The following is a 25,305-nucleotide window of genomic DNA, read 5'->3' on the forward strand; positions in this document are numbered from 1 at the left end:
GCCGGCGCTACCGCACGCCGCCCACTTTGCAAGAGCCGGCGTCGCTCGGGCGTAGCGCGACGGAGACGGCGCCGGTGCAGCCGATCCGCCCGCGGGGCCGGTTACGGCGCAGGCGGCGCTGTCGGTGCGATCCATCCTCCCGCGGTCGCGACGTACAGGCGGGCGACGTTGAGGAACTGCCGCGTCCGCGCGACGACGAGGCCGTTGCTGGCGCGCTGGTAGAGGCGTTCGGTCTCCAGCACCTGGAGGATGCCCGAATTGCCGACCTCGAAGCTGCGCCGTGACAGGTGGCGCGAGCGTTCGGCGACTGCGACCGACGCCTGCTGGTCGGCGACCGAGCGGGTGTCGTTCCGCATCGCCGAGAGCAGATCGGCGACCTGGCTGAACGCGACCAGCACCGTCTGTTCGTAGCGCGCCTGGCTGGCGCGGGCCCGGTCGACCGCCGCCGCGCGCTCGGCCTTCAACGTGCCGCCGTGGAAGATCGGCGCGGTCAGGCCAGCGAACAAATCGTAGCCGCGGAAGGCGTTCCTGACGAGGTCACCGACCGCCGGGGCGCCCTGCGTCAGCGTCGCGCCCAAGGTGATGTCGGGATAGAGGCGCGCGGTGGCGACGCCGATCGCCGCGGTGGCGGCGTGCAGCTGCGCCTCCGCCTGGAGGATGTCGGGGCGGCGGTGGACCAGCGCGGACGGCAGCGCCACCGGGATCGTCGCCGGCAGCGTCAGCCTGTCGAGCGCGACATCGGTGGGCGGCAGCGTGTCGGGCGTGGTGCCGATGAGGGTGGCGAGCAGGTGCCGCGCTTCGGCGAGCTGCTGGTCGAGCTGCGGCAGGTCGCCGCGGTCGGCGGCATATTGGCTCTGCGCGTTGAGCACCTCGACCAAAGTGCCCTCGCCGCCGGTCCGGCGCTTCTGCGTCAGGTCGACGTTGCGCTGATCGTCGGCGAGCAGCGCGCGGGCGGTGGCGATCTGCGCGTTGAGCGCGGCGATGGTCAGCACCTGATTGACCACCTGTCCCGCGATCGAGAGATGCGCCGCCTCGGTCTGGCGCTGCTGCGCCTCGGCTTGCGCGGCGCTCTGCTCGACGCTGCGGCGCAGGCCGCCGAACAGGTCGAGGTCGTAGCTGACGCCGCCGCCGACGGTGTAGAGGTTGAATTCCGGATTGCCGCCGGGGGCGAGCGGATTGCTGCCGGAGAAGCCGAAGGCGGCGAGGTTGACCTGCTGCTGGTCGGCGCGGGCATTGGCGTCGACCTGCGGCAGGCGGCGGCCGGCGATGGCGCGGACCTCGTCGCGGCTGGCGGCGAGCGTCGCGTTGCTCGCGGCAAGGCTGCGGTTGTGCGCGATCGCCTGATCGACCAGCGCGTCGAGCTGCGGCGAGCCGAAGGCGGTCCACCAATGCTGCTCCGGCCCGTCGCCGAACGCGACGCGCGGCGGGGCCGCCTCGCCGGCGGGCTGGTAGCCGCTCGCGGCGGGGGCCTGCGGCCGCGCGAAATCGGGGCCGACGGTGCAGCCGGCGAGCGCGGCGGCCGCGACGGCGGTGAGGATCAGGGGGGCAACGCGCATCGGATCAGTCCATGTGGATCGTCGGGCCGTCGCCGCCGCCGGCGCGGGGGCGGCGCATCAGCAGCAGCAGCGGGATGACGGCGAGGGTGAGGATGAAGAGCAGCCAGAAGGCATCGACATAGGAGACCATCGCCGCCTGGCGCGTGATCTGCGCGTTGAGCATCGCGACCGCCGCCGGCGCGTCGAAGTCGAAGCCCGACGGCAGCAGCGGATTGTCCGGCCGCACGCCCTCGACCAGCCGCGCATGCACCGTCGCGCCGTTGCGGATGGTCAGCGCCTGCAGCATCGAGATGCCGACCGCCGAGCCGATGTTGCGGGTCAGCGTGAACATCGCCGCGCCCTCGTTGCGGTAGCGCGCGTCGAGCGTCGCGAAGGCGATCGTGGTCAGCGGGACGAAGACCAGTCCGGTGCCGATGCCCTGGATGAAGCCCGAGACGATCACCAGCCGCTCGTTCATGCCGAGCGTGAAGCCCGACATGATGTGCAGCGAATAGGCCGCGATGGCGAAGCCGGCGAAGATCAGGATGCGCGCGTCGACCGTCTTGATCAGCCGGCCGACGACGATCATCGAGATCAGCGTACCGATACCGCGCGGCGCGGTGACCAGCCCGGTCAGCACGACCGGATAGCCCATCAGCGTCTCCAGCATCGTCGGCAGCAGCGCGAGCACGCCGAACAAGACGGTGCCGAGGAAGAAGCCGAAGATCGAGCCGGTCAGGAAGTTGCGGTCCTTGAACATGCCGATGTCGATGAACGGCCGGCGCGCGGTCAGCGTGTGGACGACGAACAGATAGCCGAAGAACAGGCCCAGCGCCGCCTCGAGGCAGATCTCGGTCGAGCTGAACCAGTCCTTGGTCTGGCCGCGGTCGAGCATCAGCTGGATCGAGCCGATCGCCAGCGCGAGCATCGCGAAGCCGAACAGGTCGAGCCGCGGCCGCATCGCATCCTTGGTCTCGGTCAGGAATCCCGACAGGCCGGCGAAGGCGAGCGCGCCGATCGGCAGGTTGATGTAGAAGACCCAGCGCCACGACAGATTGTCGGTCAGCCAGCCGCCGAGCGCCGGGCCGATGATCGGCCCCAGGATCGCGCCCATTCCCCACACCGCCATCGCCGGGCCGTGGCGTTCGGGCGGGTTGATGTCGAGCAGGATCGCCTGGCTCATCGGCACCAGCGCCGCGCCGAACACGCCCTGCAACAGGCGGAAGCCGACCAGCTCGCCGAGGCTGTTGGCGATGCCGCACAGGCCGGAGACCGCGGTGAAGCCGACGATCGACCACAGCATCAGCCGCTTGCGCCCGAACCGCCCGGCCAGCCAGCCGGTCAGCGGGGTCATGATCGCGGCGGCGACGATGTAGGAGGTGAGCACCCAGGTGATCTCCTCGCCCGAGGCGGAGACGCTGCCCTGGATATGCGGCAGCGCGACGTTGGCGATCGTGCTGTCGAGCGAGTTCATCACCGTCGCCGCCATCACCGCGGCGGTGATGAAGCGTCGCGAGACCGGATCCGGATAGGCGCCGGTCATCGTGATGTGGCGTCACCGCCGAACAGGTGGCGGCGATGGCCGGTGTCGACTTCGACCTCGACGCTGAGCCCGGCGTGCAGCGGCACGCCCTGCGGCAGGCGGTCGATGCTGAACTCGACCGGCAGGCGCTGGACGACCTTGACCCAATTGCCCGTCGCATTCTCCGCCGGCAGCAGCGCGAAGCTGTTGCCGGTGCCGGGGCTGAAGCTGGTCAGCCGGCCGGTCAGTTCCAGATCGGGGAAGGCGTCGACGTGGAAGGTGGCGCGCTGGCCGACGCGCATGTGGTTGAGCTGGTCTTCCTTGAAATTGCCCTCGACCCACAGGCGCGTGCCGGCGAGCGTGAACACCGGCTTGGCGGCGGTGACGTAGCTGCCGCGCTGGAGCTGGTCGACCTTGGTGACGATGCCGTCCTGCGCGGCGCGCACCACGGTGTAGCCGAGGTTGAGGCGGGCGCGCTCCAGCGCCGCCTCGGCCCGCTGCACCGCCGGCTGCGCCGCGGTCGGCGCGTCGACGCTGCCGGTCAATGTCGCGGCGACGCCGGCATTCTGCTGGACCGAGGTCTGGATCTGCTGGCGCGCGGTCTGCGCGGCGAGCACCGCCTGATCGTACTGGTTCTGCGACGAGATGCCCTCGGCGAGCAGCGACTTCTGCCGCGCCGCCTCGCGCTCCGCATAGGCGAGCCGCGCGCGCGCGGCGGCGAGGCCGGCCTCGCCCTCGCGGTAATTGGCGCGCAGCGACGACACCTGCGTGCGGGCGTTGGCGAGCTCCGCCGCCGCCTCGTCGACCGCGGCCTGGAAGGGGGCGGGGTCGATGCGGAACAGCACGTCGCCGGCGCGGACCTGCTGGTTGTTGTGCACCATCACCGCGACCACCGGCCCGCTGACGCTGGCGGCGACCGGTACGAGGCCCGCCTGGAGATAGCCGTTGTCGGTCGACTGGTAGCGGCCGCCGCTCAGATAGAAGAACAGGCCGACCGCGATGGCGACGATCGGCGCGGCGAGCAGCAGCGGCAGGCGCAGCCGGCTGCGCCGGGTGGGCGTCGGATCGGCCGCCTGCACGACGGGGGCGGGATCGGTGACCGGGGGCGCTTCCTCGAGCGCGGTCGGATCGGGGCGATGATCGGGGTCGTCCAGGCTCATGATACCTCACGGATCCGGGGACTCGCCCCGATGATCTCGAATAACGCAAGCGCCGGTGGACCCGATGGGAATGGAAAGCAACCTGATTATGAGGCAGCTTACAGATAAGTTACATTGACCTTTTGGCCCGCTCCCGCAAAGCGCTGACATCATTGTCGCCAGCGGTATAGGAGGCCGACACCGCCATGGTGCGAACAGAAGGACGACCGATGACCGCTCCCGTCGGAGCCGAAGCTCTTCCAGATCCGGGGCAGCGCAGCTTCGCGACGCAGGTCTCGCTGATCGCCCGCCTGCTGCGCAAACGGTTCGACGAGCGCGCGCGGGCGATGGCGCTCGCCGAGGGCGAGGCGCTGACCCAGGCGCAATGGCGGGCGCTCGCCTCGATCTATCTCCATCCCGGCTGGACGCAGAAGGAGATGGCGGAAAAGCTCGAGATCGGCCCGGTCGCGATCGGCCAGACGCTCGACCGGCTCGAGGCGCTGCAATGGGTCGAGCGGCGCGCCGACCCCGGCGATCGTCGCGTCAAGCGGCTCTATGCCACCGAGGCGGCGCAGCCGGTGGTGGCGCGACTGGGTCTGCTGGCCGACCGGGAGGATCATTATGCCGGCATCAGCCTGGCGCCCGAGAAGATGCAAATGCTGACCACGCTGCTCGACGAGGTGATCGACAGCCTGTCCAAGCCGGCGTGAGGCGGGATCGTCGCGACGTGCACGCCATTGCCAGGTTGCACTGATAGGCTCGCCTCGTCGGAACCGTCTCCAACAGCCTCCGTACCGCCCCGCCGAAGGCCGGGGTCCAGCTGGGAGGGCGGCGTGGGTCATTCCAAAACTCCACCACACTGGACCCCGGCCCCCGCCGGGGTGGTACGTGGTGGGTGATACCGCCGTTTACGCAGGGTGGCGGGGACGGAGGTTGCTACCGCGTATCCTGATGACAGGCGCCCAAAACAAACACCGGGCTCCCGCCGGCGCCGAAGCGCTGATAAGGCCTCTGCACCGGTCGCGCGGGATGCCGGCCGAAGAGAGGATCGGGATGCAGCAATTCGATATCGTCATCGTCGGCGCGGGCCATGCCGGCGCACAGGCCGCGATCGCGCTGCGCCAGCGCAAGTTCGCGGGTACGATCGCGCTGATCGGCGACGAACCCGATCTGCCCTATGAACGCCCGCCGCTGTCGAAGGAGTATCTCGCGCGGGACAAGCCGTTCGAGCGTATCCTGCTGCGCCCCGCCGCCTTCTGGGCCGACAAGCAGATCACCGTCCTGACGGACACGCGTATCGTCGCGGTCGATGCCGAGGCGCATCGCGTCACCAGCGCGGGCGGCGAGGCGATCGGTTACGGCACGCTGATCTGGGCGACGGGCGGCGCGCCGCGGCGGCTGAGCTGCGCCGGCCACGATCTCGCCGGCGTGCATGCGGTGCGCACCCGCGCGGATGTCGACCGGTTGATGGCCGAGCTGCCGACGACGCAGCGGGTGGTGGTGATCGGCGGCGGCTATATCGGGCTCGAGGCGGCGGCGGTGCTGACCAAGCTCGGCAAGCCGGTGACGCTGGTCGAGGCGCTGCCGCGCGTGCTGGCGCGCGTCGCCGGCGAGCCGCTGTCGCGCTTCTACGAGGCCGAGCATCGCGCGCACGGCGTCGACATCCGCCTTGCGACGCAGGTCGATTGCATCGTCGAAGCGGAGGGGCGCGCCACCGGCGTGCGGCTCGCCGACGGCACGGTGCTGCCCGGCGAGATGGTGATCGTCGGCATCGGCATCGTGCCCGCGGTCGAACCCCTGCTCGCGGCGGGGGCGGCGGGGGGCAATGGCGTCGCGGTCGATGCGACGTGCCGCACCAGCCTGCCCGACGTCTTCGCGATCGGCGATTGCGCGCTGCACGCCAATGCCTTCGCCGACGGCGCGGCGATCCGGCTCGAATCGGTGCAGAACGCCAACGATCAGGCGACGGTGGTGGCCAAGGCGCTGACCGGCGCGGCGGAGGATTATGCCGCGGTGCCGTGGTTCTGGTCGAACCAATATGACCTCAAGCTGCAGACGGTCGGCCTGTCGACCGGCCATGACGCGGCGGTGCTGCGCGGCGATCCGGCGACGCGCAGCTTCTCGCTCGTCTATCTGCGCGACGGCCGCGTGATCGCGCTCGACTGCGTCAATGCGGTCAAGGATTACGTCCAGGGCCGGGCGCTGGTGGTCGGCGGCGCGCGCGTCGCGCCCGATCGTCTCGCCGATGCAGCGGTGCCGCTCAAGGAGATGGCATAGCCCCATCCGGCGTGAGCGCGATGCCGCGCCGCGCGGCGATGCGGCGTGCCGCGCGGACCTGCGCCGCGGGGACGATCACCGCGAGCAGCCCGACCACCGCCGCGTCGAGCAGCAGCAGCGCCGCCTGCATCGCCGGCGCCTGCCCCGCCGACCAGATGTTGAGCCGCGCATGCAGCTGCGACGCCGGCACGCGCGCGATCAGGACGAGCAGCAAGGCCCAGACGTAGAGCCAGCGCGTCGCCTTCGCCGAAGCGAGTGGGCCGAAGTCGTGCGAGCCCAGGGCGGCATGGACGAACCAGAGGCACAGCAACGGCTCGCTCAACTGCTGCGCGAGGCCGGCGGTGAGGCGGATCGCCATGACGCCGGACGCGCTGGCCGCGAACGATCCCGCTTGGATGATCGCCACCGCCGGGACCAGCTGGAACAGCACCACCCAGACGTAGCGCTGCAGCGCCTGCGGCGGCGGGCGCAGCGCGCGATGCGGGTCGCGCAGCACGCACCAGCGGATCGCGATGAAGCCGACCGCATAGAGCGTCAGCATCTTGGGCCAGCCGAACGCCATGCGCAGCGGCGCGGTGGCAGCCTGTCTGTGGAGCGCGGCATCGCCGACGAAGAAACCGAGCCGCCATTCGACCGCATGCTGCGCGAGTTCGATCCCCGCCATCGCCAGCACCAGCCACGGCAGCGCGCGCGCCAGCGTCCAGCCGTCGCGATAGGCCGCCGCCACGTCGCCGAAGAAGGTCTGGATCATGGCTCATCCCCCTCGATCACCGTCAGAATGTCGCCAGGCTGGCAATCGAGCGCGCGGCAGATCGCCTCCAGCGTCGAAAAGCGGATCGCCTTGGCCTTGCCGGTCTTGAGGATCGACAGGTTCGCCAGCGTGATGTCGACGCTCTGCGACAGTCCGGTCAGCGTCATGCCGCGGGCGGCGAGCATCGCGTCGAGCGTGACGATGACTGCCATCAGACCGTCATCGCCAGATCGTCGCGCATCGCCGCCCCGACCTGAAAGACGCGGGCCAGCGCGAACACCATGACGACGGCGATCCAGCCGGTCAGGCCCGGCGCCCAGGTCGGATGGTCGACGCCCATCCGGTCGAGCAGTACGATGATCGCGCCGGCGGCGAGGTTGAGCATCTGCAGGGAGAGCAACGCCCAGCCGATCCGACGCAGCCGCGCCGCATTGTCGATGATGAAGGGATCGCCGGCATCCACCGTCGCGACGATCGCGAGCAGCCGCGTGAAGATCTGATGCGCCGCGACCGCGGCGACGATGGCGAGCAGCCCGATCACCCGCACCACCGCGATCGTCCCGGCGATATCGCCATGCGGATATTTCGCGACCAGATGCGCGGCGAGCCGGTCACCCAAGGGGAAGGAGACGAGCAGCGCCGCGAGCGTCGCGATCCCGAGCAGCCAGTTGATGCCATTGCCGACGCGCAACACACCGCGCGCCACGGTCAGTCCCCGATCCCGCATGATCCATCCCCTTATCGATAAACAATATGTATCGTTTATCGATAAGGGTCAAGCGGGATCGGGCGGGGGTTATTCGCCTCCCGCGGCGCGCTGCTGGGCGGCGCGCTCGGTGAGCGTCTTGAGCGTCTCGTCGAAACGGCCCTCGCGCTCGGCCTGGCGGAGGAACTGGACCTCGTCGACCAGGATCTCGCGCGGCGTCGGCTGCTGCGCGAATTGCGCGGCGACCGCGTCGGCGAAGGCCTCGAGCGGCATGTAGCCGGGGCGCTTGGCCTGACCGGGGGTGAGGTCGGTCTGTACGCCCGGCGGGGCGAGCTCGATCACCTCGACCTTGCCGGCGAGCTGCGTGCGCAGTGACACGGTATAGGAATGGATCGCCGCCTTCGACGCCGAATAGGTCGGCGCGGCGACCAGCGGGACATAGGCGAGGCCCGAGGTGACGGTGACGATCGCCGCATCGGGCTGGCCGGCAAGATGGTCGATCAGCGCGTTGGTCAGGCGGATCGGGCCGAGGATGTTGATCGCCACCGTCGCCTCGGCATCGCCGAGGTCGCGCGCCGCGGTCAGATCCTCGAACTTCATGATGCCGGCGTTGTTGAACAGCACGTTGAGATCGGGGAAGTCGGCGACGATCGCGCGTGCGAAGGCCTCGGTCGCGGCGGCATCCTCGACGTCGAGCGTGCGGGTGTGGATGCGCGCGCGGCCCTCGGCGGCGCGGTCGAGCGCGTCCTGGCGACGGCCGGCGATGATCACCGTGTCGCCGCGATCGTGGAAGCGATGCGCCAGCGCCTCGCCGATGCCGCTGCCGCCGCCGGTCATCAGAATGGTGTTGCCGCTGGTCTTCATCGTCTCGAACTCCGCAACCCAATGTCGCGGGCTGACAATGCGTGCCGCGGCATTTCGTTCACCGCGGTCGGCGGCTCAGGCGGCGCGAGCCTCGTTCGGCGCGGGGGTCGCGATCGCCGTCACCGCCTCGGCGAGCGAGCCGATATACTGATCCGCGCCGAGCGCCTGGATCGCCGCGTCGCGCAGCGCCGGATCCTCCGACGCCCAGAGCCCGACGACGATCCGTGCCGCCGGCAGCCGCTCGCGCAGGCGGCGGATCAGGTAGCGCAGCCGCGCCGGCACGTCGTGCAGGTCGAGGTACAGGATCGCGACGACCGTGACGCCGCTGACGTCGAGCGTGGCGATGGCGTCGCGCGACGCCGCCGCGCTGGCGATGCGCCGCGCGGCGAGACCGTGCTGGCCGAGCAGCTGCGCGAGCATCGCGGCGATCGCCTCGTCGAACGCGCCGTCACCGGGGATGCACAAAACGACGCCGTCCTGGCCCGCGACCGGCGGCGCGCCCGGCGCGAGGTCGTCGATCACCGACAGCATCGACCGCGTCATCCGCGCCGCGCCGGCGGCGTCGATCGTACCGCGTGCGACATCTTCGGCGGCAAGCTTGAGGCCTTCGCGCGCGACGCCGTCGTAATAAGCGGTGAGCGTGCGGTCGTCGAGCAACGCCTCCGCCTGCGCCAGCGCCTCGTCGGGATTGTTGGCGAGGATCCGCTGGTAGAAGCTTTCCACCGGCGTCAGCGCCGGACGGTCGCCGAGCAGCACGTCGAAGAATTCGAGGCTTTTGACGTGCCGCCCCATCACCACGAGGCACAAGGTCAGCGGCGTCGACATGATCAGCCCGATCGGCCCCCACAGCCATGTCCAGAAGATCGCCGAGACGATCACCGACACCGGCGACAGGCCGGTCGAGTGACCGTAGAGCAGCGGCTCGACGACATAGCCGGTCAGCGGTTCGACGATGACGAACAGCGCGACGACCTCGATCGTCATGCCCCAGCCGGGCTCGACCGCGGCACCCAGCGCGGCGGGGGCGACCGCGGCGAGGAACGAACCGATATAGGGGACGAAGCGGAGCAGCCCCGCCATCACCCCCCACATCGCCGGCGAGGGGATGCCGATCAGCCACAGGCCGATGCCGATGACCAGCCCGAAACAGGTGTTCACCGCGAGCTGCGACAGGAAATATTTGCTCAGCCGCTGACCGGCGTCGTCGAGCGCGCGGGTGGTGCGGTGAAGGTCGCTCGACCCAAAGACGCGGATGAAGCGGTCGCGCAGATCCTCTTTCTGCATCAGCACGAAGATCGCGACGATCAGCACGATGATCGTGGTTTCGAGCGGGCCGAGGATCGGTTCGACCACCGTCTTGGCAAGGGTGAAGGGCGAGCTGCTGCCCTCGACCACCTCGACGGGGACGGGCTGGCGCTGGCCGGGCGTGGCGGACGGGCCGCGCAGCGTCGCCGGCCGGGTGGCGCGGTGCGTCTCGCCGCCGCCGAGATCCTTGGTCAATGCGGCGATGCGCTCGACGGCATAGCCCCGCACGCCCTGGATCTTCGCCTCGATCGTCTGGGCATAGCGCGGCGCGTCGGCGGTCAGCGCCGCCGCCTGGCTGCCGATCAGCGTGCCGACGAGGCCGAGCAGCCCGAGCGCGGACAGGACGGTGAGGATCACCGCCGGCGCCCGCCACAGGCGCAGGCGTTGCAGGCCGTTGACCACCGGCGACAGGACGAACGACAGCATCACCGCGAGGGTGATCGGGATCAGCACGTCTTGCCCGAAATAGAGCGCCGCGATGACCAGCGTGCCGACCGCGACGCCGGCGAGCGTCTTGAGCTCGGGCGACGAGGCGGCCCGCACCTGTGCGGCGCCCGGTGCCGCGACCTCCGTGTCGCGGCTGCCGGTCACCACATTCTCATAACCGGCGACGCCGTCGGACCCGTCCATGGCGAGCGGCTGCTCAGCCCTTCTTGGCGGTGAGGTGCGCGCTCAGATGCTTGTTCATCTCGAACATGCTCGCCGACTTCTTGCCGAACACCTTTTCGAGCGTCGCGTCGGCGTTGATCTGGCGGCGGTCCTTGGCGTCCTGCAGGTCGTGCTTCTTGATATATTCCCAGACCTTGCTGACGACCTCGCTGCGCGGCAGATCCTTGTCGCCGACGATCGCCGCGAGTTCGGGGGAGGGCGTTACCGGGGCGGTGATGCCGCCGCGCGCGCCGCCGGCAGGCTTGCCGGTCTTCTCCACCTTCTTCTCGGCAGCCTTGGTTTCCTGCTTGCCGCGTTGCTCAGCCGAACGTGCCATGTCCTACTCCCTCTTCCAATTCACCGCCGTAACGATCCGGAGGCGCAGAAGGCTCCGTCAGCGGATCATGTGGCGGCGGGCAGCGAAAGTCACGCAGCGCCGCCGGCTTTGCGGTTCAGCGTGCGGCGACCGTGACGGCCGGCTGGCTCATCGCCTCGACCGCGGCGATCTCGATCGGGGTGAGGCCGGACAGACGGTCCTGCGCCTCGACGGTACGGATTTCGTGCGTCGGCAGATCGGTAACGGCAACGGACGGGCGGGCGGCCCCGAAGAGGCCCAACTTCATACGGCTCATAATGTCCTCGGATTTGCGGGGATCTGTCCCTCGCGCGATCCCACAATCCGGTGCCGGCAGCTTGGTTCCATGCCGTTTACCGCGTCCGTCCCGCATCGGGACGGCCGCGCTCCGGCCCTAAAACCGTATAAAGTAGAATTGACGGCCGCGGACAAAGACCATTTATGGTTCTAATACCCTTCGATAGCCGCCGAACCGGGTAAAATGCTCAAGAGCTTGTTAACAGGAAAATGCGAGTGACACGGTTGTGACCGGTGCAACCCGCATATCGTCGTTTCGACGAGTAAGGCGGCGGATACGGGCATGGATGCATTTGCACTAGACTTGGGCCATGAGCATGAGACACTTCGAGCTTCGCAACTGTTTGATCCTGTCTGTGGCGCTGCTGGCGGCGACGCCGGCGGCCGCGGCGACCAACGGCACGCTCGGGGCGACATCGACCGGGACGGTGCAGATCACCCTCTCGGTGCCGAGCCGGGTGCAGATCTCGGGCCTGACCGACATCAGCTTCGCCAATGCCGATCCGAGCCAGCAGGCGAGCAGCTCGCAGAGCAATTGCGTGTGGAGCAACACCGCGACCAAGGGCTATACGATCACCGCGACCGGCAGCGGCACCGGCGGCGCCTTTACGCTCGCCTCGGGCGCGCTCACCCCGGTCAGCTATGCGGTGCTGTGGAACCAGTCGGCGGGCCAGACCTCGGGCACCGCCCTGGTGGCGGCGACCGCGTCGAGCGGCTTCGTGTCGACCGCGACCGCGCCGACCTGCGCCACCTCGCCGTCCGCGACGTCGAGCCTGACCGTCACGATCGCGCCGTCGCAACTGCAGGCGATGCCGTCGCTGACCGCCTACACCGGCACGCTGACGCTGCTCGTCAATCCGCAATAATCACGGCGACGGGAGGGGCTGGCGATGCGGCGGCGCGCGCTGGCGTTACTAGCCCCGGTCGGTGCGGGGCTGGCGGCGTTCGGCGCGAGCCCGGCGGCGGCGCAGCAGGTGCAGATCACCCGGCTCGGCGACTATGCGTTCGGGCTGGTCGGCGTCGATCAGGACATCAGCAGCAGCCGCAGCCTGTGCGTCTCCGCCGCGAACCTGACCGGCCGCTACAGCGTCACCGCGAGCGGCAGCGGCGCGGGGCAGGCCTTCACGCTCGCCGGGGCGGGCGCGCCGCTCCCGTTCGAGGCGCAATGGAGCGGTTCGGCGGGGCAGACCAGCGGCACCGCGCTGGTGCCGGGGGTCGCGCTGACCGGCCAGACGACGACCCTGCTCGGCCTCAACCTCAGCTGCGCACTCGGCAACGACAGCGCCAGCCTGACGATCGTGCTGCGCGCCACGGCGCTCGGCCGCGCGACGGCGGGCGCCTATAGCGGCACGCTGACGCTGCTGATCGCGGCGGAATAGGCGCGGGCGGTGGGCTGGTCGACCGGCTGGTGCGCGCTGGCGCTGGCGCTGCTGGGCACCGCCCCGGCGGCAGCGCGGGACGCGGCGACGGACGCGCCGCCGCGACTGGCGGTGGCGGCACCGGCGGGGTTCGACGGCCTGCTCGCACCGCAGGCGGCGCTGGTCGACGTCTATCTCGGCGGCCGCGCGATCGGACAGGCGCGCGTCCATTATCGCGGCGACCGCATCAGCTTCGACGCGGTCGATGCGCTGGTCGCGCTGATCCCCGATGTGCGCGATCCCGCGGCGGTGCGTGCGGCGCTGGCGATACCGGAACTGCCCGCCCACCGCGCGCTGGTCTGCGCGAGCGACATCGATCCGGCCGATTGCCGGACGCCGACGCCCGACGTGGCGGGCGTGGTGTTCGACGAGGCGCGGTTCCGCGTCGACCTGTTCCTCCACCCGCGCCTGCTCGCCGTCCGCCCCGCCGCCGAACGCCGCTACCTGCCGCGGCCACCGTCGCAGCTCACCCTGGTCGACCAGATCGGCGGGACGATCGCGGGCAGCGGCGGCTATCGCGACTATGCGCTGCTCAACCGGGCGCTGCTCGGTTACGGCCCGGCGCGGCTGCGCAGCGAGACCTCCTATTCGTCACGCTATGGTCTGCTCGCCGATACGCTCGCGGCGGAGCTCGATACGCCGGGCTATCGCCTGTCTGCGGGCGTGCAATGGGCGCCGGGGATCGACCTGACCGGCCGGCGGCGGCTGGTCGGCGTCGGTGTGCAGAGCCAGATCGACACGCGGCTCGACCGCACGGTGATCGTCGGCAGCCCGCTGATCGTGTCGCTGGCGATGCGGTCGCGGGTCGACGTGCTGCGCGACGGGCGGCTGCTCACCTCGCGCAGCTACGATGCCGGCAATCAGGCGATCGACACCAGCGGCCTGCCCGACGGCGCCTATGAGGTGGTGCTGCGGATCACCGGCGCCGGCGGCGCGGTGCGCGACGAGCGCCGCTTCTTCACCAAGAACGCCGCGATCCCGACGGTCGGCGCGCCGATCGTCTTCGCTTATGCGGGCGTGCTCGCCGACGATCGCAACGGCCGGTTCGTGTCGCCGTCGCGCGTCGCCTTCTACGAAGCGGGGATCGCACGGCGGCTCGATCCGCACCTCGCCTTGGACGCGACGCTGATCGGCACGGATCGCAATGCGATGGTCGAGCTCGGCGGCTATTGGCTCGGCCGCACGGCGCAGCTGCGAGGAGCGGCGCTCGCCTCGGTCACCGGCCAGTTCGGCGTGCTGGTGCAGGCGAGCGCGGCGGAGGCGGCGCGCTTCCATTATGCGATCGACCTGCGCCGGGTATGGAGCCGCGGCGACCGGCCGCTCGTCCCGCTCGGTGCTCGCGACGATGCCGCGCTCGGGCTCGGCACCGAACCGGCGGCGCGGCTCGCGAGCGGTGGCTTCACGCAGATCAACGCGACGGTCAATTACGCCCTGCCGCGCGGGCAGATCGCGCTGTCCGGCTTCTATCGCGACGACCGGCGCACGCGGGCGAGCTATGGCCTCGGCCCGAGCCTGACGATGCCGCTGATCCAGCGCGGCGGCGTGCAGGTGACGCTGCGCGGCGACGCGACGGTGACCAATCAGGCGCACGCGGTCTATCTCGGCATCAGCCTGCAACGGCTGCGCGGCACCAGCGCGGTGAGCGCGACCGCCGGCCTGCGCGGCGACGGCGGCGCGGGCGTGCGCGGGCGCGCCGCGCCGGTCGGCGGGATCGGCGCCGCGTGGCAGACGGATCGCGCGCTCGGCGGCACGCTCGCGCTGTCGGGCGGCGTCGAGCGCGAGATCGACGGCACGCTCGCGCGCGGCCATGCCGACTGGCGCGGCGATGCGGCGAGCCTTTCCGCCGATCTCGCCCAGCCGCTCGCCGGCAGCAACGGCACGACGCAATACAGCCTCGGCTTCCAGACCACCGCCGCGGTGATGCGGCAGGGGCTGGCGATGCAGGGGCGCGAGCGCAACGACAGCGTCATCCTCGTCGCGCTCGCCGGCGCTGCGCCGGACGGCGGCGCCGACGATGCGGCGTTCGAGGTGCTGGTCGACAATGGCGCGCGCGGCATCGTGCGGCCGGGCGGCACGCTGGCGGTGTCCGTCCCCGCCTATCGCCAATATGCGGTGCGGCTGCGGCCGACCGGCGCGGCGCTGATGCAGATCGACGGCGGCGCGCGCACCGTCAGCGTCTATCCCGGCACGGTCGCGCGGCTGGCGTGGCGCGCGCGGACGGTGATGGCGATGTTCGGCCGGCTGCTGTGGCGCGACGGATCGCCGGTCGCCGATGCTGCGATCCGCGCACCCGGTGCGATCGGCAGCACCGACGGCGCCGGCTATTTCCAGATCGAGACGGCGCGGGACGCGACGCTGCGGATCGCCGCGCCGGACGGGCGCAGCTGCGCGATGCCGGTGCGGGCGACCGCCGGGGCGAGCGGCTATGCCGCGCTCGGCACGCTGATCTGCGGCGGCGGATCGATATTCAACCAGATCGCGGATGCGCGGCCATGACGGAGAGACGAGGATGAGGGCGATCGGGATGAGGGCGATCGGGATGAGGACGTTCGGGATGAGGGCGATCGGGATGAGGACGTTCGGGATCGTCGCGGCATGGGGGCTCACCGCCTCGCCCGCCGCGGCGCAACTGGTGCTGAGCCAGGTGGTGGTCGACCTGCCGCCGACCGCGCCGCCGCGCGTCGACGTCGAGGCGGCGAACGGCGGCACGGAGCGGATATACGTCGTCGCCGAACCCGCCGAGATCATCGCGCCCGGCACGCCCGACGAGCGCCGCGTCGTCGATCCCGATCCGGCGCGCAGCGGCCTGCTCGTCTCGCCGCAGAAGATGATCCTAGAACCCGGCGAGCATCGGCTGATCCGCATCGCCGCGGTGGCCCCGCACGGCGCGCGCGACCGGGTCTATCGCGTCACGGTCAAGCCGGTGGCGGGCGAGGTCACCGGCGCGCAATCGGCGCTCAAGGTGCTGGTCGGCTACGACATGCTCGTGATCGTCCGGCCGCAGGTGATGACCGATGCGGTCAGCGCGCGGCGCGACGGCACGATGCTGACGCTCGCCAACGACGGCAGCACCAGCGTCGAGCTGTACGACGGCAGGCAATGCGCCGCGGGCGGCGGCGACTGCCGGCCGCTGCCGGCGAAACGGCTCTATGCGGGCGCACGCTGGGTGCAGCCGGTCGATCCGGCGCGGAGCGTCACCTACACGGTCAAGGCGGGGCTGGCGGTAAAGACGGTGACCTTCCGCTGACGCCTTGCCGATCCGCCGCCCGGCCCGTAGGCGCCTCGATAGAAGCCGGTAAATCGAATAGCTTAGGGGGCATTATGCGGATTATGGGGTGGATCGCCGGCGGGCTCGCCGCGGCGATGGCGGCCGCGACGCCGGCGGCGGCGCAGCTGACGCTGGAGGCGAACGGTGCGCGGGCCGATGCCCGCTGGGGCGGTGAAGTGGGGGTCGGCTACGGCTTCGGCGCGGCGGGCTTCCGCCTGACGCCGATGATCGGCGCCTTGGTCTATCGCGGCGACAACGATCGCTATCATGAGGATCCGAACGGCGGCAACGCCCGCTGCCGCGATGGCGAGACCGGCCAATATGCGGCGAGCAGCAAGTGCGACGATACCGCGGTCAAGGCCTATGGCCGTGTCGAGGCGACCTATGCGATCCCGCTCCTCGCCACGGTCGGGGCAGGCGTGCGCATCGGCGACGACCTCCGCCCCTATGGCACGGTGGCGCTGCCGCTGCTGCCGACGATCAGCGTCAAGGGCAATGCCGGCCCGCATTATTACGCGCTCGGGCTGCGCGTCGGTCTATAGGCCGCCCTGAAAGGCGAAGGTGAAGCGCGACGGTGTCGTCTTCGCGGAGGTGCCGGCGCGGCGGGCGGGGGTGACCGCGGTCAGCGTCAGCAGGCCGTCGGCGACCGGCACCGGCACGCCGAGGATCAGGTCGACCGGCTTCGTCCAGTCGCCGCCCGAGACGGTGGCGCGGACCACGACCCGCCCGGCCCAGACGCAGGTCGTGCCGACCGGGCAGCGGCTGTCCTCGACGACGTGATCCGGGCGGACACGCGGACCGCCGACCAGCGCGGTCTCGCCGAGCGCGACCGGGCCTTCGACCGGCGGATGCTGCGCACAGGCGGCGAGCGCGACGGCCAGCGCCGTCGCGGCAGAGCGGCGATGGCTCATGCGACGAGGAATCCTTCGGGCGGGGTCCGGGTGAGGAAATGGCCTTTCACCGCTTCGGGCCACACGGCGAACGCCACCTCTCCCGTCTCGCTCGCCGCATAATGCGCGGCGAAGGTGAGGATCGCCTGCGCCGTCGCGGCATCGGGGAGGAACCGGCCGAGCACATAGCCGATCTTGCCCGGCGCGCGGAGATGGACGGTACAGGCTTCGGCGCAGGCGAACAGGCAGGGCATCGCCCGCACCGCCACTCCCGTAGAGGCCTGACCGGCCTGCGCCTCGCGCAACGCGGCGAGCAGCCGTGCGCCGGCGGGGCCTTGCGCGGCATCGCGGGGATCGCCGCGGCGGTGGCAGGTGCTGCACGCGATGACGTCGACGCCGGGGGGAACGGGGACGAGCTTCATATCCGCATCACGCTGTCCTGCCGCGGCCCGGCACCTGCGGCCGGCATGGCGGCAGGGGGATGGCGGAGCCGCCGGCCTAACGATCGACACCGGGTTTGCCAACCGGACGGCCCCGGTACGCTGGCGTACACTGTCCGGAGCGGGCGACGAATAGGGTCGACTTGCTGACGTTAACCATTAAGGGCGGCCGCAGCGGCAGATTTCTCCCGAATATGTCGTGTGCAGTTCTCCAGGACTGTCGGAGCCGTCGCTACGTGAGGTGGCGGCGGCTCCACCTTGTCGGGCGTCGCGGCGGCGGAATGACGCGGCGATGCGACCCATCGCGCCGCGGTGCGTTGCCGTCTCCACACAAGGAGACCGACGATGAACGACCCGATCCGTCCCGATGCCGAAGGCCAGACCGACCTGCCGATCCAGCCGACCGGATCCGGTGTCGCCGATCTCGAAATCGCCTATGAACAGATGAAGCTCGCCGAACAGGCCGAGGCGGATGTCGGTGCGGTGTCGGATATCCCGACCGAGCCGGGCGCCGCCGCGGCCGAGAGCGCCGCGCATCCGAGCTGATCGCCGCCCGCGGCGCGTCGGCATTCTGCCCCGCCGGCGCGCCGGCCTTTTCGTGACGCCGGGTGTCCGGCGGGGAGACTGACGATCTTTCACCTGTTCTTCGCGACACCCACTGCGTACGTCATCCTGCGCTGGCTGCTGCCGCTTGGCCTGCCGCTGTGGACGAAGGGGGGCATCGGCCTCGCCATGCTGGCGGCGTCGCAATTCCATTTCTGGAGCCGACTCTCGTCCGGCTCGGTGTTCGCACCCGAATTTCCGCGTGGCGTGGTGATCGCGTTCAACTGGGCGTTCGGCGCCCTGCTGCTGCTCGCGTTGGTGCAGATCGCGCTCGATCTCGGCACGCTCGCGACGATGGCGGTGCGGCGCGGCGGCGTCGCGCTGCCCGATACGGTACGTTATGCCGCGGCCGGGGTGGCGGCGCTGCTCGCCGCGATCGGCGTCGCGCAGGCCGTTCGGGTGCCGCCGGTGCGCGATATCGCGGTGACGATCCCCGATCTGCCGGCGGCGTTCGACGGCTATCGGCTGATCCAGCTGACCGATCTGCACATCAGCCGGCTGTTCCCGCAAGGCTGGGCGAGGGCGGTGGTCGATCGCACCAATGCTGCCGGCGCGGATCTGATCGTCGTCACCGGCGATTTCATCGACGGTTCGGTGGCGATGCGCCGCGACGACGTCGCGCCGCTCGCCGGGCTGCGGGCGCCCGACGGCGTCTATGCCATCCCCGGCAACCACGAATATTTCTTCGATTACGGCGGGTGGATGCGCCACCTGAGCGGACTCGGCTTCCGCATGCTGCCCAACGCGCATCGCGTGCTGACACGTGGCGATGCGGCGATCGTGCTCGCCGGCGTCACCGATATCTCCGCGCGAGCGCATGGCGAGGCGGGACCGGACCTCGGCGCGGCGCTCGCCCGCAGCCCGGCGGCGCCGGTGATCCTGCTCGATCATCAGCCGCGTCTCGCGCGGGCCGCCGCGGCGCGCGGCGTCGCGCTGCAACTGTCGGGGCATACGCACGGCGGGATGATCGCCGGGCTCGCCGCGGCGCTGGGGCCGGCGAACGGCGGCTTCGTCTCCGGCCGCTATGACGTCGACGGCATGACGCTGTACGTCAGCAACGGCACCGGCCTGTGGCCGGGCTTCGCGCTGCGCCTGGGCCGCCCGCCCGAGATCACGCGGATCACGCTGCGCGCGGCGCGGTAAGGGTTTGCGAAGAGGCAAGCACGGCGTCAGCCGCGCGCCCAAGCATGACACCTCTGCGCCTCCGCGCGAACCGCTACAGGCCGAGCTTGTCGAGCGCCGCGGCGAGTTCGCCGTCGACCGCCGCATCCTTCGGGGTCAGCCGGTTGAGCGCGGTCTGGACGCGGGTCTGCGCGACCTGCAGCGTCTTGTGCCGCACCTCCCGCGTCGCATTGGTCCGCCACGAGGCGCTCTCGCCGAGCAGCGCCGCCCATTTCGCTTCCTCGGCGGCGAGGATGGCGAGCGCGAGGCGCAGGCCGTCGCGGCGGCCGCGCGCATAATCGTCGGACGGCGCGCTCACGCCGGCGCGACGCCGTCGGCATTGACCAGCTGGGGCCCGACCAAGGTGCCGACCAGCCGGACGCGCTTTTCGACGAGATCGACCGGGGTGCGATGCAATTCGAGCTCCCAGCGTCCGCCCGCATCGCGGCGGAGGTAGAAGGCGCCGCCGTCGCGGATCAGCGTGCCGGTTTCATCGACCCTGGTGCCGATCGCGATCGTCATGGCGGCCCTCTTCATGCAAGCGTCGGAACTGTGGCAGGGGGTGCGATGCCCCGCCGATCCGCCACGGGGGTCGGTGCCGGTCGTGCCGGCGGCGCCTCTCCCCGCGGTGGCTGAGCCCCCGGCGCAACGGCGTCAGCCTGCCGGACCAATGGGCAAAAAGAAAGGCCGATCGAAACGACCGGCCGTAAAGTTTTTAGGAGAGGATGCCTGAAAGGCACGCTCTTTGTGCAGCGCAGCACCGATCCTCGCAAGTGCAAATGTTAGCGCTTAGCATGCAAAAAATGCAATCGTCGGGAAGGGCCCGCGGCGGGCGTCAGTCCCGGCTCTTGCCCGAATTGGCGAACAGCACCGCCGCGGCCACCGCCGCGGAGCCGATGCCGACGCCGATGATCCGCATCGGCCAGCGCTTCTTGCTCGCCGGATCGCGCGTCGCCGCGACGGCATCCTGCTGCGCTTTGGCGGCGGCGGCGGCGGCGAGGATCTCATTGGGTTGATCGGACATGCTTACTCTCCCTTGCCGCGCTGGTATCGCCCTCGAAACGCATCGGCGAATGCGGTCAACGTGCCGTCTGCAATGGCGTTTCGCAGGTCGGCCATCAAGTCTTCGTAGAAGCGGATATTGTGCTCGGTCATCAGCATCGCGCCGAGGATCTCGCCGGCGCGGACGAGATGATGGATATAGGCGCGGCTCCAGGTCGTGCAGACCGGGCAGCCGCACGCCGGGTCGAGCGGCGTCTGGTCCTCGGCGAACCGGGCGTTGCGCAGGTTGATCGGTCCCTCGCGGGTGAAGGCCTGGCCGGTGCGTCCCGATCGCGTCGGCATGACGCAGTCGAACATGTCGATGCCGCGCTCGACCGCGCCGACGATGTCGTCGGGCTTGCCGACGCCCATCAGATAGCGGGGCTTGTCGGCGGGCAGCTGGCCGGGGGCGAAGTCGAGGCAGCCGAACATCGCCGCCTGTCCCTCGCCGACGGCGAGGCCGCCGACCGCATAGCCGTCGAAGCCGATGTCGATCAGCGCGTCGGCGCTCGCCTTGCGCAGCCCCTCGTCGAGCGCGCCCTGCTGGATGCCGAAGATCGCATTGTTGGCGCCGTGGTCGCCGCCGCCGTCGAAGGCGGCGCGGCTGCGCTTCGCCCAGCGCATCGAGCGTTCCATCGCCGCCGCCTGCACCTCGCGCGTCGCGGTGGTCGGCACCAGCTCGTCGAACGCCATGACGATGTTGCTGCCGAGCAGCCGCTGGATCTCGATCGAACGTTCCGGGCTGAGCAGGTGGCGCGTGCCGTCGAGGTGCGACTTGAACGACACGCCCTCCTCGGATCGCTTGGTCAGATCGGCGAGGCTCATCACCTGATAGCCGCCCGAATCGGTCAGGATCGGCTTCGACCAGCCCATGAAGTCGTGCAGCCCGCCCAGCCGCGCGACCCGCTCGGCGCCGGGGCGCAGCATCAGGTGATAGGTGTTGCCAAGGATGATGTCGGCACCCGCGGCGGCGACGTCGGCGGGCTTCATCGCCTTGACGGTGGCGGCGGTGCCGACCGGCATGAAGGCGGGGGTGCGGATCGTGCCGCGCCGCATGGCGATCGCGCCGGTGCGGGCGCGGCCGTCGGTCGCGGTGATGGTGAAGGCGAAACGCGGGGACATATCCTCGCTTTGGCGAAGCCGGTGCGCGGTGTCGAGCGTTGGGAGCGGGCAAGGAGAGATGCTGATGACCGACGCTTCGATGGCCCCCGGCGACGACGCCCCCGCCGGCACCCCCGGCACCGGCGAGAATGTCTGCCCGCAATGCAACGGCAGCGGCCGGATCGACGATGCCGCCTGCCCGAATTGCGACGGCAGCGGCGTGGTGATCGAGGGAATCGGCGGCGGGTGAGCGGCGGCTAGCGCTTCTTCTTGCCGGGCGGGCCCATCGTCCGGCCGGCATTGGCGCGGATCGTCAGCAGCTCCTTGTGGGAGACGAAGCCGTCGCGGTCGACATCGAGGCGGGCGAAGACCCGCGCGAAGGCGGCCTGCAATTCGGCGAGCGTGATGCGGTTGTCGCCGTCGCTGTCGACCTCGAACGGGCTCGGCAGTGCGTTGCGGTCGCCGAGCCAGCGCTCCGCCCAGTCGGCGAAGGCGATATAGCCGATGGCGGCGCTGTTGCCGGTATCGCTCGCCGCGAAGCTGCGGCGGACGCCGGCGTCGAGCTCGGCGCGGCTGGTGCGGCCGTCACCGTCGCTGTCGAAGCCGGCGATCGCCATGCCGACCGGCTCGACGACGAAGGTCGCCGGCGGCTGGCCGGGCGGCGTCGCGGCGGGGATCGCCGCCTGGAGCAGCAGCGCGAGCAGCATCAGCGCCGCCCCGGCAGCAGCAGCGACGCATCGCCATAGCTGTAGAAGCGATAGCCGGTGGCGATCGCATGCGCATAGGCCGCCTGCATCCGCTCCCGCCCCATCAGCGCCGAGACCAGCATGAACAGCGTCGAGCGCGGCAAGTGGAAGTTGGTGATCAGCCCGTCGATGCCGCGGAAGGCATAGCCGGGGGTGATGAAGATTGCGGTGTCGCCCTCGAACGGGGCGATGATCCCGTCCTCGCCCGCCGCGCTCTCGATCAGCCGCAGCGAGGTGGTGCCGACCGCGATCACCCGCCCGCCGCGCGCGCGCACCGCGTTCAGCCGCGCGGCGGTGGCGGCGTCGATCCGGCCCCATTCGGCATGCATGCGGTGATCGGCGGTGTCGTCCGCCTTGACCGGCAGGAAGGTGCCCGCGCCGACGTGGAGCGTCAGCGTCTCATGCGCGATTCCCGCTGCGCCGAGCGCGTCGAGCAGCGCCGGCGTGAAGTGCAGCGCCGCGGTGGGGGCGGCGACCGCGCCGGGTTCGGCAGCGAACATCGTCTGGTAATCGTCGGCGTCCTGCGCGTCGGTCGGGCGCTTGGCGGCGATATAGGGCGGCAGCGGCATTCGCCCGGCGCGTTCGAGCAGCAGCTCCACCGGCTCGTCGCCGAGGAAGTCGAGCGCGAAGCTGCCGTCGTCGCCGCGATCGCTCGCGCGGGCGGCGACGCCGGCGCCGAATTCGATCAGGTCGCCGTCGCGCAGCCGCTTGGCGTTGCGGATGAACGCGCGCCAGCGCCGCGGCCCTTCGCGTTTGTGCAGCGTCGCGCCGATCGTCGCGCCGGCACCGCCGCGTCCGCCCTCCGCGCTGCCGCCGCGGCGTCCTTCGAGCTGCGCGGGGATGACGCGCGTGTCGTTGAACACCAGGCAATCGCCGGCCCGCAGCGCACCCGGCAGATCGCCGACGACCCGGTCGAAGGTGTCGTCACCGTCGAGCACGAGCAGCCGCGCCGCATCGCGCGGCACCGCCGGCCGCAGCGCGATCCGCTCGGGCGGCAGATCGAAATCGAAGAGGTCGACCCTCACTGGCCGGCGGCGGCGGCCTTGGCGGGCGCGCGCTTGGGCGCGGCCTTGCCGGCCGGCCCGATGCCGGGCAGCGTCACCGGCGCGCCGAGCGTCACCGGGGCGGGCGGGGGCGCCGGCGTATAGGCCGGCGGATTGTCGGCGGCGATATAGGCGTGGACGATGCGGGTCGGATTGGCGGGCGGCTCGCCGCGCTCGATCGCATCGACATATTGCATGCCGTCGAGCACCCGGCCGAACACCGTATATTTCTTGTCAAGGTTGAGCTTGGGCTGGAAGACGATGAAGAACTGGCTGTTGGCGCTGTTCTCGTCATCGGCGCGCGCTGCCGATACCGCGCCGCGGACGTGCGGCAGGTAATTGAACTCGGCGGCGACGTTGGGCAGCGTCGAACCGCCGGTGCCGTCGCCCTTCGGGTCGCCGCCCTGCGCCATGAAGCCGTCGATCACGCGATGAAACAGCAGCCCGTCGTAGAAATGCTGGCGGGTGAGCGTCTTGACCCGCTCGACCATCTTCGGCGCGACATCGGGGCGCAACCAGATCGTCACCCGGCCGCCGTCCGACAGATCGAGCAGCCAGAGGTTCTGCGGGTCGTTCATCGCCGGCGGCGTCGCCCGCTGGGCGGGCGCGACGGGCGCGGTCTGCGCCGTGGCGGCGACGGGCAGGATCGACAGGCTGAGGGCAACGACAAGCAGACGGGCGAACGGGCGCATGGAATATCCAACCTAGGTGGGTTGCGGCGGCTTAGAGCAAAAACCGGGTTGCACCAAACTGAACGTGCGGGGGCAGCGGGCTAGCTGCCCTTACGGCCCAGCACGTTCACGCGCGCGACCACCTCTTCGCAGACCGCCGGCGTGACGAATTTGGCGATCGGGCCGCCGAACAGCGCGATCTCCTTGACCAGCCGGCTGGCGATCGGCTGCAGCGCGACATCGGCCATCAGGAAGACGGTCTCGACGCGCGGATTGATCTGCTGGTTCATCCCCGCCATCTGATATTCATATTCGAAGTCGGCGACCGCGCGCAGCCCGCGGATGATGACGCGCGCGCCCTCGCGCTCGGCGAAATCCATCAGCAGCGAATCGAACGACACCACCGCGACATTGCCGCCGAGATCGGCGACCTCGCGGCGGACGATCGCCATCCGTTCCTCGATCGAGAACATCGGCGACTTGGACGGATTGGTGGTGACGCCGATCACCAGCCGGTCGACCAGCTTCGCGCCGCGCCGGATGATGTCCATATGCCCCAGGGTGATGGGGTCGAAGGTGCCGGGATAGACGCCGATCCGCTCTGCCATGAAACCCCCCTTGGACCGTCGCCTCAGCGGTCGCGGTCGACGACGTAGCGCGCCACCGCGCGCAGCACGTCCGCTTCGGCGCCGAAGCCGTGGAGATGCTGTACCGCCTGGTCGACCAGCATCCGGCATTGTTCGCGCGCGCGCGTCACGCCGAGCAGCGACAGGAAGGTCTCCTTGCCCGCCTCGCCGTCCTTGCGCAGCGCCTTGCCGACCCGCGCCTCGTCGCCCTCCGCATCGAGCAGGTCGTCGGCGATCTGGAAGGCGAGGCCGAGGTCGTGCGCATAGCCGTGCAGGCTGCGCCGCCCCTCGGGCGGGACATGGCCGAGGATCGCGCCCATCTCGACCGAGACGGAGATCAGCGCGCCGGTCTTCATCTGCTGCAAGCGCGTGACGGTGGCGAGGTCGAAGCGCGAGCGTTCGGCGACGAGGTCCATCATCTGCCCGCCCGCCATGCCGCTCGGGCCGGAGGCGCGGGCGAGCGCCATCACCAGCTCGGAGCGGACGAAGGGGTCGGCATGCGTCCGGGGATCGGCGAGGATCTCGAAGGCGAGCGCATGCAGGCAGTCGCCGGCGAGGATCGCGGTCGCCTCGTCGAACGCCTTGTGCACCGTCGGCTTGCCGCGGCGGATGTCGTCATCGTCCATCGCCGGCAGATCGTCGTGGATCAGCGAATAGACGTGGATCGCCTCGACCGCCATCGCCACGTCGAGCGAACAGTCGCGGTCGACGCCGAACAGATCGCCGGTCGCGGTCACCAGCAGCGGCCGCAGCCGCTTGCCGCCGCCGATCGCGGCATGGCGCATCGCGCGATACAGGTCGGCGCGGGGATCGTCGGGAATGGCGAGCAGACGGTCGAAGCGCGCGTCGATATCGGCGCAGACCGTGGCCAGGGCGTCATCCAGCGGCGTCGTCACGC

31 protein-coding genes are annotated in these 25,305 nt (G+C 70.6%); 10 read left to right on the forward strand and 21 right to left on the reverse strand.

Going from position 1 to position 25,305, the window contains the following annotated elements:
- Positions 1 to 101: 101 nt before the first annotated feature.
- Genes V8201_RS15685 through V8201_RS15695 form a run of 3 tightly spaced genes read right to left on the reverse strand, consistent with a single transcriptional unit; the run spans position 102 to position 4,217 of the window.
- Positions 102 to 1,556 (reverse strand): efflux transporter outer membrane subunit, encoded by a 1,455-nt coding sequence (locus V8201_RS15685; protein WP_336545883.1) that lies wholly within the window; start codon positions 1,554 to 1,556, stop codon positions 102 to 104.
- A 4-nt stretch (positions 1,557 to 1,560) separates the two neighbouring features.
- Positions 1,561 to 3,078 (reverse strand): DHA2 family efflux MFS transporter permease subunit, encoded by a 1,518-nt coding sequence (locus V8201_RS15690; protein ID WP_271300016.1) that lies wholly within the window; start codon positions 3,076 to 3,078, stop codon positions 1,561 to 1,563.
- Positions 3,075 to 4,217 (reverse strand): HlyD family secretion protein, encoded by a 1,143-nt coding sequence (locus V8201_RS15695; RefSeq protein WP_336545884.1) that lies wholly within the window; start codon positions 4,215 to 4,217, stop codon positions 3,075 to 3,077. The genes V8201_RS15690 and V8201_RS15695 overlap by 4 nt, the downstream gene beginning before the upstream one ends.
- A gap of 209 nt (positions 4,218 to 4,426) precedes the next feature.
- Here V8201_RS15695 and V8201_RS15700 point away from each other — a divergent pair, with 209 nt between their 5' ends.
- Together V8201_RS15700 and V8201_RS15705 are read left to right on the forward strand one after the other, a co-directional pair.
- Positions 4,427 to 4,906, forward strand: coding sequence for a MarR family winged helix-turn-helix transcriptional regulator (locus tag V8201_RS15700; RefSeq protein ID WP_336545885.1), 480 nt, complete (start codon positions 4,427 to 4,429; stop codon positions 4,904 to 4,906).
- Positions 4,907 to 5,249: 343 nt separating this feature from the next.
- On the forward strand, positions 5,250 to 6,473 hold the full coding sequence (locus tag V8201_RS15705) for an NAD(P)/FAD-dependent oxidoreductase (RefSeq protein ID WP_336545886.1): 1,224 nt from the start codon (positions 5,250 to 5,252) through the stop codon (positions 6,471 to 6,473).
- Here the strand turns inward: V8201_RS15705 and V8201_RS15710 are convergent.
- From V8201_RS15710 to V8201_RS15740, 7 genes are all read right to left on the reverse strand, one after another.
- Positions 6,457 to 7,224, reverse strand: coding sequence for a hypothetical protein (locus V8201_RS15710; RefSeq protein ID WP_336545887.1), 768 nt, complete (start codon positions 7,222 to 7,224; stop codon positions 6,457 to 6,459). The genes V8201_RS15705 and V8201_RS15710 overlap by 17 nt on opposite strands.
- A complete protein-coding gene (locus tag V8201_RS15715; protein WP_037531794.1) occupies positions 7,221 to 7,436 on the reverse strand; it encodes a helix-turn-helix domain-containing protein in 216 nt (71 codons plus the stop codon). Before V8201_RS15715 ends, V8201_RS15710 begins: the two co-directional genes overlap by 4 nt.
- The gene (locus V8201_RS15720; RefSeq protein ID WP_336545888.1) at positions 7,436 to 7,951 is read right to left on the reverse strand and encodes a DUF2975 domain-containing protein; all 516 of its coding nucleotides are present in this window, start codon (positions 7,949 to 7,951) and stop codon (positions 7,436 to 7,438) included. Before V8201_RS15720 ends, V8201_RS15715 begins: the two co-directional genes overlap by 1 nt.
- Positions 7,952 to 8,020: 69 nt before the next feature.
- Positions 8,021 to 8,794 (reverse strand): SDR family oxidoreductase, encoded by a 774-nt coding sequence (locus tag V8201_RS15725; RefSeq protein ID WP_037531798.1) that lies wholly within the window; start codon positions 8,792 to 8,794, stop codon positions 8,021 to 8,023.
- 75 nt (positions 8,795 to 8,869) lie between these two features.
- On the reverse strand, positions 8,870 to 10,729 hold the full coding sequence (locus tag V8201_RS15730) for an AI-2E family transporter (protein ID WP_336545889.1): 1,860 nt from the start codon (positions 10,727 to 10,729) through the stop codon (positions 8,870 to 8,872).
- Between the two features lie 13 nt (positions 10,730 to 10,742).
- The gene (locus tag V8201_RS15735) at positions 10,743 to 11,084 is read right to left on the reverse strand and encodes an SWIB/MDM2 domain-containing protein (RefSeq protein WP_037531800.1); all 342 of its coding nucleotides are present in this window, start codon (positions 11,082 to 11,084) and stop codon (positions 10,743 to 10,745) included.
- A 115-nt stretch (positions 11,085 to 11,199) separates the two neighbouring features.
- Positions 11,200 to 11,370 (reverse strand): hypothetical protein, encoded by a 171-nt coding sequence (locus V8201_RS15740; RefSeq protein ID WP_153810790.1) that lies wholly within the window; start codon positions 11,368 to 11,370, stop codon positions 11,200 to 11,202.
- Between the two features lie 373 nt (positions 11,371 to 11,743).
- On the opposite strand from V8201_RS15740, the gene V8201_RS15745 reads away from it, so the two are divergent.
- The 5 genes from V8201_RS15745 to V8201_RS15765 all read left to right on the forward strand — a co-directional run bounded on the left by V8201_RS15745 (position 11,744) and on the right by V8201_RS15765 (position 16,627).
- Positions 11,744 to 12,265 carry a hypothetical protein gene (locus V8201_RS15745; RefSeq protein ID WP_271300022.1) on the forward strand — a complete coding sequence of 174 codons (522 nt, stop codon included), beginning with the start codon at positions 11,744 to 11,746 and terminating at the stop codon, positions 12,263 to 12,265.
- A gap of 24 nt (positions 12,266 to 12,289) precedes the next feature.
- On the forward strand, positions 12,290 to 12,778 hold the full coding sequence (locus tag V8201_RS15750; protein ID WP_336545890.1) for a hypothetical protein: 489 nt from the start codon (positions 12,290 to 12,292) through the stop codon (positions 12,776 to 12,778).
- 9 nt (positions 12,779 to 12,787) lie between these two features.
- Positions 12,788 to 15,313, forward strand: coding sequence for a TcfC E-set like domain-containing protein (locus V8201_RS15755; RefSeq protein ID WP_336545891.1), 2,526 nt, complete (start codon positions 12,788 to 12,790; stop codon positions 15,311 to 15,313).
- A gap of 73 nt (positions 15,314 to 15,386) precedes the next feature.
- On the forward strand, positions 15,387 to 16,064 hold the full coding sequence (locus tag V8201_RS15760) for a fimbrial biogenesis chaperone (RefSeq protein ID WP_336545892.1): 678 nt from the start codon (positions 15,387 to 15,389) through the stop codon (positions 16,062 to 16,064).
- A gap of 83 nt (positions 16,065 to 16,147) precedes the next feature.
- Positions 16,148 to 16,627: a hypothetical protein gene (locus V8201_RS15765; protein ID WP_336545893.1), complete on the forward strand. Its 480-nt coding sequence runs from the start codon at positions 16,148 to 16,150 to the stop codon at positions 16,625 to 16,627.
- Here V8201_RS15765 and V8201_RS15770 read toward each other — a convergent pair.
- Both V8201_RS15770 and V8201_RS15775 read right to left on the reverse strand, forming a co-directional pair.
- On the reverse strand, positions 16,622 to 16,996 hold the full coding sequence (locus V8201_RS15770) for a hypothetical protein (protein ID WP_037531810.1): 375 nt from the start codon (positions 16,994 to 16,996) through the stop codon (positions 16,622 to 16,624). The two genes, V8201_RS15765 and V8201_RS15770, sit on opposite strands and share 6 nt — an antisense overlap.
- A complete protein-coding gene (locus tag V8201_RS15775; RefSeq protein WP_336545894.1) occupies positions 16,993 to 17,397 on the reverse strand; it encodes a DUF1636 domain-containing protein in 405 nt (134 codons plus the stop codon). Before V8201_RS15775 ends, V8201_RS15770 begins: the two co-directional genes overlap by 4 nt.
- Positions 17,398 to 17,760: 363 nt before the next feature.
- Between V8201_RS15775 and V8201_RS15780 the strand changes: the two genes are divergently transcribed.
- Positions 17,761 to 17,961, forward strand: coding sequence for a hypothetical protein (locus tag V8201_RS15780; protein ID WP_037531814.1), 201 nt, complete (start codon positions 17,761 to 17,763; stop codon positions 17,959 to 17,961).
- 186 nt (positions 17,962 to 18,147) lie between these two features.
- Positions 18,148 to 19,161: a metallophosphoesterase gene (locus V8201_RS15785; protein WP_271300024.1), complete on the forward strand. Its 1,014-nt coding sequence runs from the start codon at positions 18,148 to 18,150 to the stop codon at positions 19,159 to 19,161.
- A gap of 73 nt (positions 19,162 to 19,234) precedes the next feature.
- Here V8201_RS15785 and V8201_RS15790 read toward each other — a convergent pair whose 3' ends face one another.
- The 4 genes from V8201_RS15790 to tgt all read right to left on the reverse strand — a co-directional run bounded on the left by V8201_RS15790 (position 19,235) and on the right by tgt (position 21,342).
- On the reverse strand, positions 19,235 to 19,498 hold the full coding sequence (locus V8201_RS15790; protein ID WP_271300025.1) for a hypothetical protein: 264 nt from the start codon (positions 19,496 to 19,498) through the stop codon (positions 19,235 to 19,237).
- Positions 19,495 to 19,701, reverse strand: a complete 207-nt coding sequence (locus tag V8201_RS15795; RefSeq protein WP_037531818.1) for a DUF5818 domain-containing protein — start codon at positions 19,699 to 19,701, stop codon at positions 19,495 to 19,497. Before V8201_RS15795 ends, V8201_RS15790 begins: the two co-directional genes overlap by 4 nt.
- A gap of 313 nt (positions 19,702 to 20,014) precedes the next feature.
- Complete coding sequence (locus V8201_RS15800) at positions 20,015 to 20,203, reverse strand: hypothetical protein (RefSeq protein ID WP_037531820.1); 189 nt, start codon at positions 20,201 to 20,203, stop codon at positions 20,015 to 20,017.
- A gap of 2 nt (positions 20,204 to 20,205) precedes the next feature.
- Positions 20,206 to 21,342 carry a tRNA guanosine(34) transglycosylase Tgt gene (gene tgt / locus V8201_RS15805; RefSeq protein WP_336545895.1) on the reverse strand — a complete coding sequence of 379 codons (1,137 nt, stop codon included), beginning with the start codon at positions 21,340 to 21,342 and terminating at the stop codon, positions 20,206 to 20,208.
- Positions 21,343 to 21,406: 64 nt separating this feature from the next.
- Here tgt and V8201_RS15810 point away from each other — a divergent pair, with 64 nt between their 5' ends.
- Positions 21,407 to 21,571 (forward strand): hypothetical protein, encoded by a 165-nt coding sequence (locus V8201_RS15810; RefSeq protein WP_336545896.1) that lies wholly within the window; start codon positions 21,407 to 21,409, stop codon positions 21,569 to 21,571.
- A 7-nt stretch (positions 21,572 to 21,578) separates the two neighbouring features.
- Here V8201_RS15810 and V8201_RS15815 read toward each other — a convergent pair whose 3' ends face one another.
- From V8201_RS15815 to V8201_RS15835, 5 genes are all read right to left on the reverse strand, one after another.
- Complete coding sequence (locus tag V8201_RS15815; protein WP_336545897.1) at positions 21,579 to 22,028, reverse strand: EF-hand domain-containing protein; 450 nt, start codon at positions 22,026 to 22,028, stop codon at positions 21,579 to 21,581.
- Positions 22,028 to 23,092: a tRNA preQ1(34) S-adenosylmethionine ribosyltransferase-isomerase QueA gene (queA, locus tag V8201_RS15820; protein WP_336545898.1), complete on the reverse strand. Its 1,065-nt coding sequence runs from the start codon at positions 23,090 to 23,092 to the stop codon at positions 22,028 to 22,030. The genes V8201_RS15815 and queA overlap by 1 nt, the downstream gene beginning before the upstream one ends.
- Complete coding sequence (locus tag V8201_RS15825; RefSeq protein ID WP_037531825.1) at positions 23,089 to 23,802, reverse strand: peptidylprolyl isomerase; 714 nt, start codon at positions 23,800 to 23,802, stop codon at positions 23,089 to 23,091. Before V8201_RS15825 ends, queA begins: the two co-directional genes overlap by 4 nt.
- A gap of 80 nt (positions 23,803 to 23,882) precedes the next feature.
- Positions 23,883 to 24,389, reverse strand: coding sequence for a pantetheine-phosphate adenylyltransferase (gene coaD, locus V8201_RS15830; RefSeq protein WP_336545899.1), 507 nt, complete (start codon positions 24,387 to 24,389; stop codon positions 23,883 to 23,885).
- A 23-nt stretch (positions 24,390 to 24,412) separates the two neighbouring features.
- Positions 24,413 to 25,303, reverse strand: coding sequence for a polyprenyl synthetase family protein (locus V8201_RS15835; RefSeq protein ID WP_037531880.1), 891 nt, complete (start codon positions 25,301 to 25,303; stop codon positions 24,413 to 24,415).
- Positions 25,304 to 25,305: the final 2 nt, after the last annotated feature.

This window comes from Sphingomonas kyungheensis (assembly GCF_037120395.1).
Lineage (GTDB): Bacteria > Pseudomonadota > Alphaproteobacteria > Sphingomonadales > Sphingomonadaceae > Sphingomonas > Sphingomonas kyungheensis.

Excerpts from the sequence above, each read along its gene's own strand:
- V8201_RS15685 (WP_336545883.1), bottom strand. The coding sequence starts at position 1,556 with ATGCGCGTTGCCCCCCTGATCCTCACCGCCGTCGCGGCCGCCGCGCTC.
- V8201_RS15690 (WP_271300016.1), bottom strand. The coding sequence starts at position 3,078 with ATGACCGGCGCCTATCCGGATCCGGTCTCGCGACGCTTCATCACCGCC.
- V8201_RS15695 (WP_336545884.1), bottom strand. The coding sequence starts at position 4,217 with ATGAGCCTGGACGACCCCGATCATCGCCCCGATCCGACCGCGCTCGAG.
- V8201_RS15700 (WP_336545885.1), top strand. The coding sequence starts at position 4,427 with ATGACCGCTCCCGTCGGAGCCGAAGCTCTTCCAGATCCGGGGCAGCGC.
- V8201_RS15705 (WP_336545886.1), top strand. The coding sequence starts at position 5,250 with ATGCAGCAATTCGATATCGTCATCGTCGGCGCGGGCCATGCCGGCGCA.
- V8201_RS15710 (WP_336545887.1), bottom strand. The coding sequence starts at position 7,224 with ATGATCCAGACCTTCTTCGGCGACGTGGCGGCGGCCTATCGCGACGGC.
- V8201_RS15715 (WP_037531794.1), bottom strand. The coding sequence starts at position 7,436 with ATGGCAGTCATCGTCACGCTCGACGCGATGCTCGCCGCCCGCGGCATG.
- V8201_RS15720 (WP_336545888.1), bottom strand. The coding sequence starts at position 7,951 with ATGCGGGATCGGGGACTGACCGTGGCGCGCGGTGTGTTGCGCGTCGGC.
- V8201_RS15725 (WP_037531798.1), bottom strand. The coding sequence starts at position 8,794 with ATGAAGACCAGCGGCAACACCATTCTGATGACCGGCGGCGGCAGCGGC.
- V8201_RS15730 (WP_336545889.1), bottom strand. The coding sequence starts at position 10,729 with ATGGACGGGTCCGACGGCGTCGCCGGTTATGAGAATGTGGTGACCGGC.
- V8201_RS15735 (WP_037531800.1), bottom strand. The coding sequence starts at position 11,084 with ATGGCACGTTCGGCTGAGCAACGCGGCAAGCAGGAAACCAAGGCTGCC.
- V8201_RS15740 (WP_153810790.1), bottom strand. The coding sequence starts at position 11,370 with ATGAAGTTGGGCCTCTTCGGGGCCGCCCGCCCGTCCGTTGCCGTTACC.
- V8201_RS15750 (WP_336545890.1), top strand. The coding sequence starts at position 12,290 with ATGCGGCGGCGCGCGCTGGCGTTACTAGCCCCGGTCGGTGCGGGGCTG.
- V8201_RS15760 (WP_336545892.1), top strand. The coding sequence starts at position 15,387 with ATGAGGACGTTCGGGATCGTCGCGGCATGGGGGCTCACCGCCTCGCCC.
- V8201_RS15765 (WP_336545893.1), top strand. The coding sequence starts at position 16,148 with ATGGGGTGGATCGCCGGCGGGCTCGCCGCGGCGATGGCGGCCGCGACG.
- V8201_RS15770 (WP_037531810.1), bottom strand. The coding sequence starts at position 16,996 with ATGAGCCATCGCCGCTCTGCCGCGACGGCGCTGGCCGTCGCGCTCGCC.
- V8201_RS15775 (WP_336545894.1), bottom strand. The coding sequence starts at position 17,397 with ATGAAGCTCGTCCCCGTTCCCCCCGGCGTCGACGTCATCGCGTGCAGC.
- V8201_RS15780 (WP_037531814.1), top strand. The coding sequence starts at position 17,761 with ATGAACGACCCGATCCGTCCCGATGCCGAAGGCCAGACCGACCTGCCG.
- V8201_RS15785 (WP_271300024.1), top strand. The coding sequence starts at position 18,148 with ATGCTGGCGGCGTCGCAATTCCATTTCTGGAGCCGACTCTCGTCCGGC.
- V8201_RS15795 (WP_037531818.1), bottom strand. The coding sequence starts at position 19,701 with ATGACGATCGCGATCGGCACCAGGGTCGATGAAACCGGCACGCTGATC.
- V8201_RS15800 (WP_037531820.1), bottom strand. The coding sequence starts at position 20,203 with ATGTCCGATCAACCCAATGAGATCCTCGCCGCCGCCGCCGCCGCCAAA.
- tgt (WP_336545895.1), bottom strand. The coding sequence starts at position 21,342 with ATGTCCCCGCGTTTCGCCTTCACCATCACCGCGACCGACGGCCGCGCC.
- V8201_RS15810 (WP_336545896.1), top strand. The coding sequence starts at position 21,407 with ATGACCGACGCTTCGATGGCCCCCGGCGACGACGCCCCCGCCGGCACC.
- V8201_RS15815 (WP_336545897.1), bottom strand. The coding sequence starts at position 22,028 with ATGCTGCTCGCGCTGCTGCTCCAGGCGGCGATCCCCGCCGCGACGCCG.
- V8201_RS15825 (WP_037531825.1), bottom strand. The coding sequence starts at position 23,802 with ATGCGCCCGTTCGCCCGTCTGCTTGTCGTTGCCCTCAGCCTGTCGATC.
- coaD (WP_336545899.1), bottom strand. The coding sequence starts at position 24,389 with ATGGCAGAGCGGATCGGCGTCTATCCCGGCACCTTCGACCCCATCACC.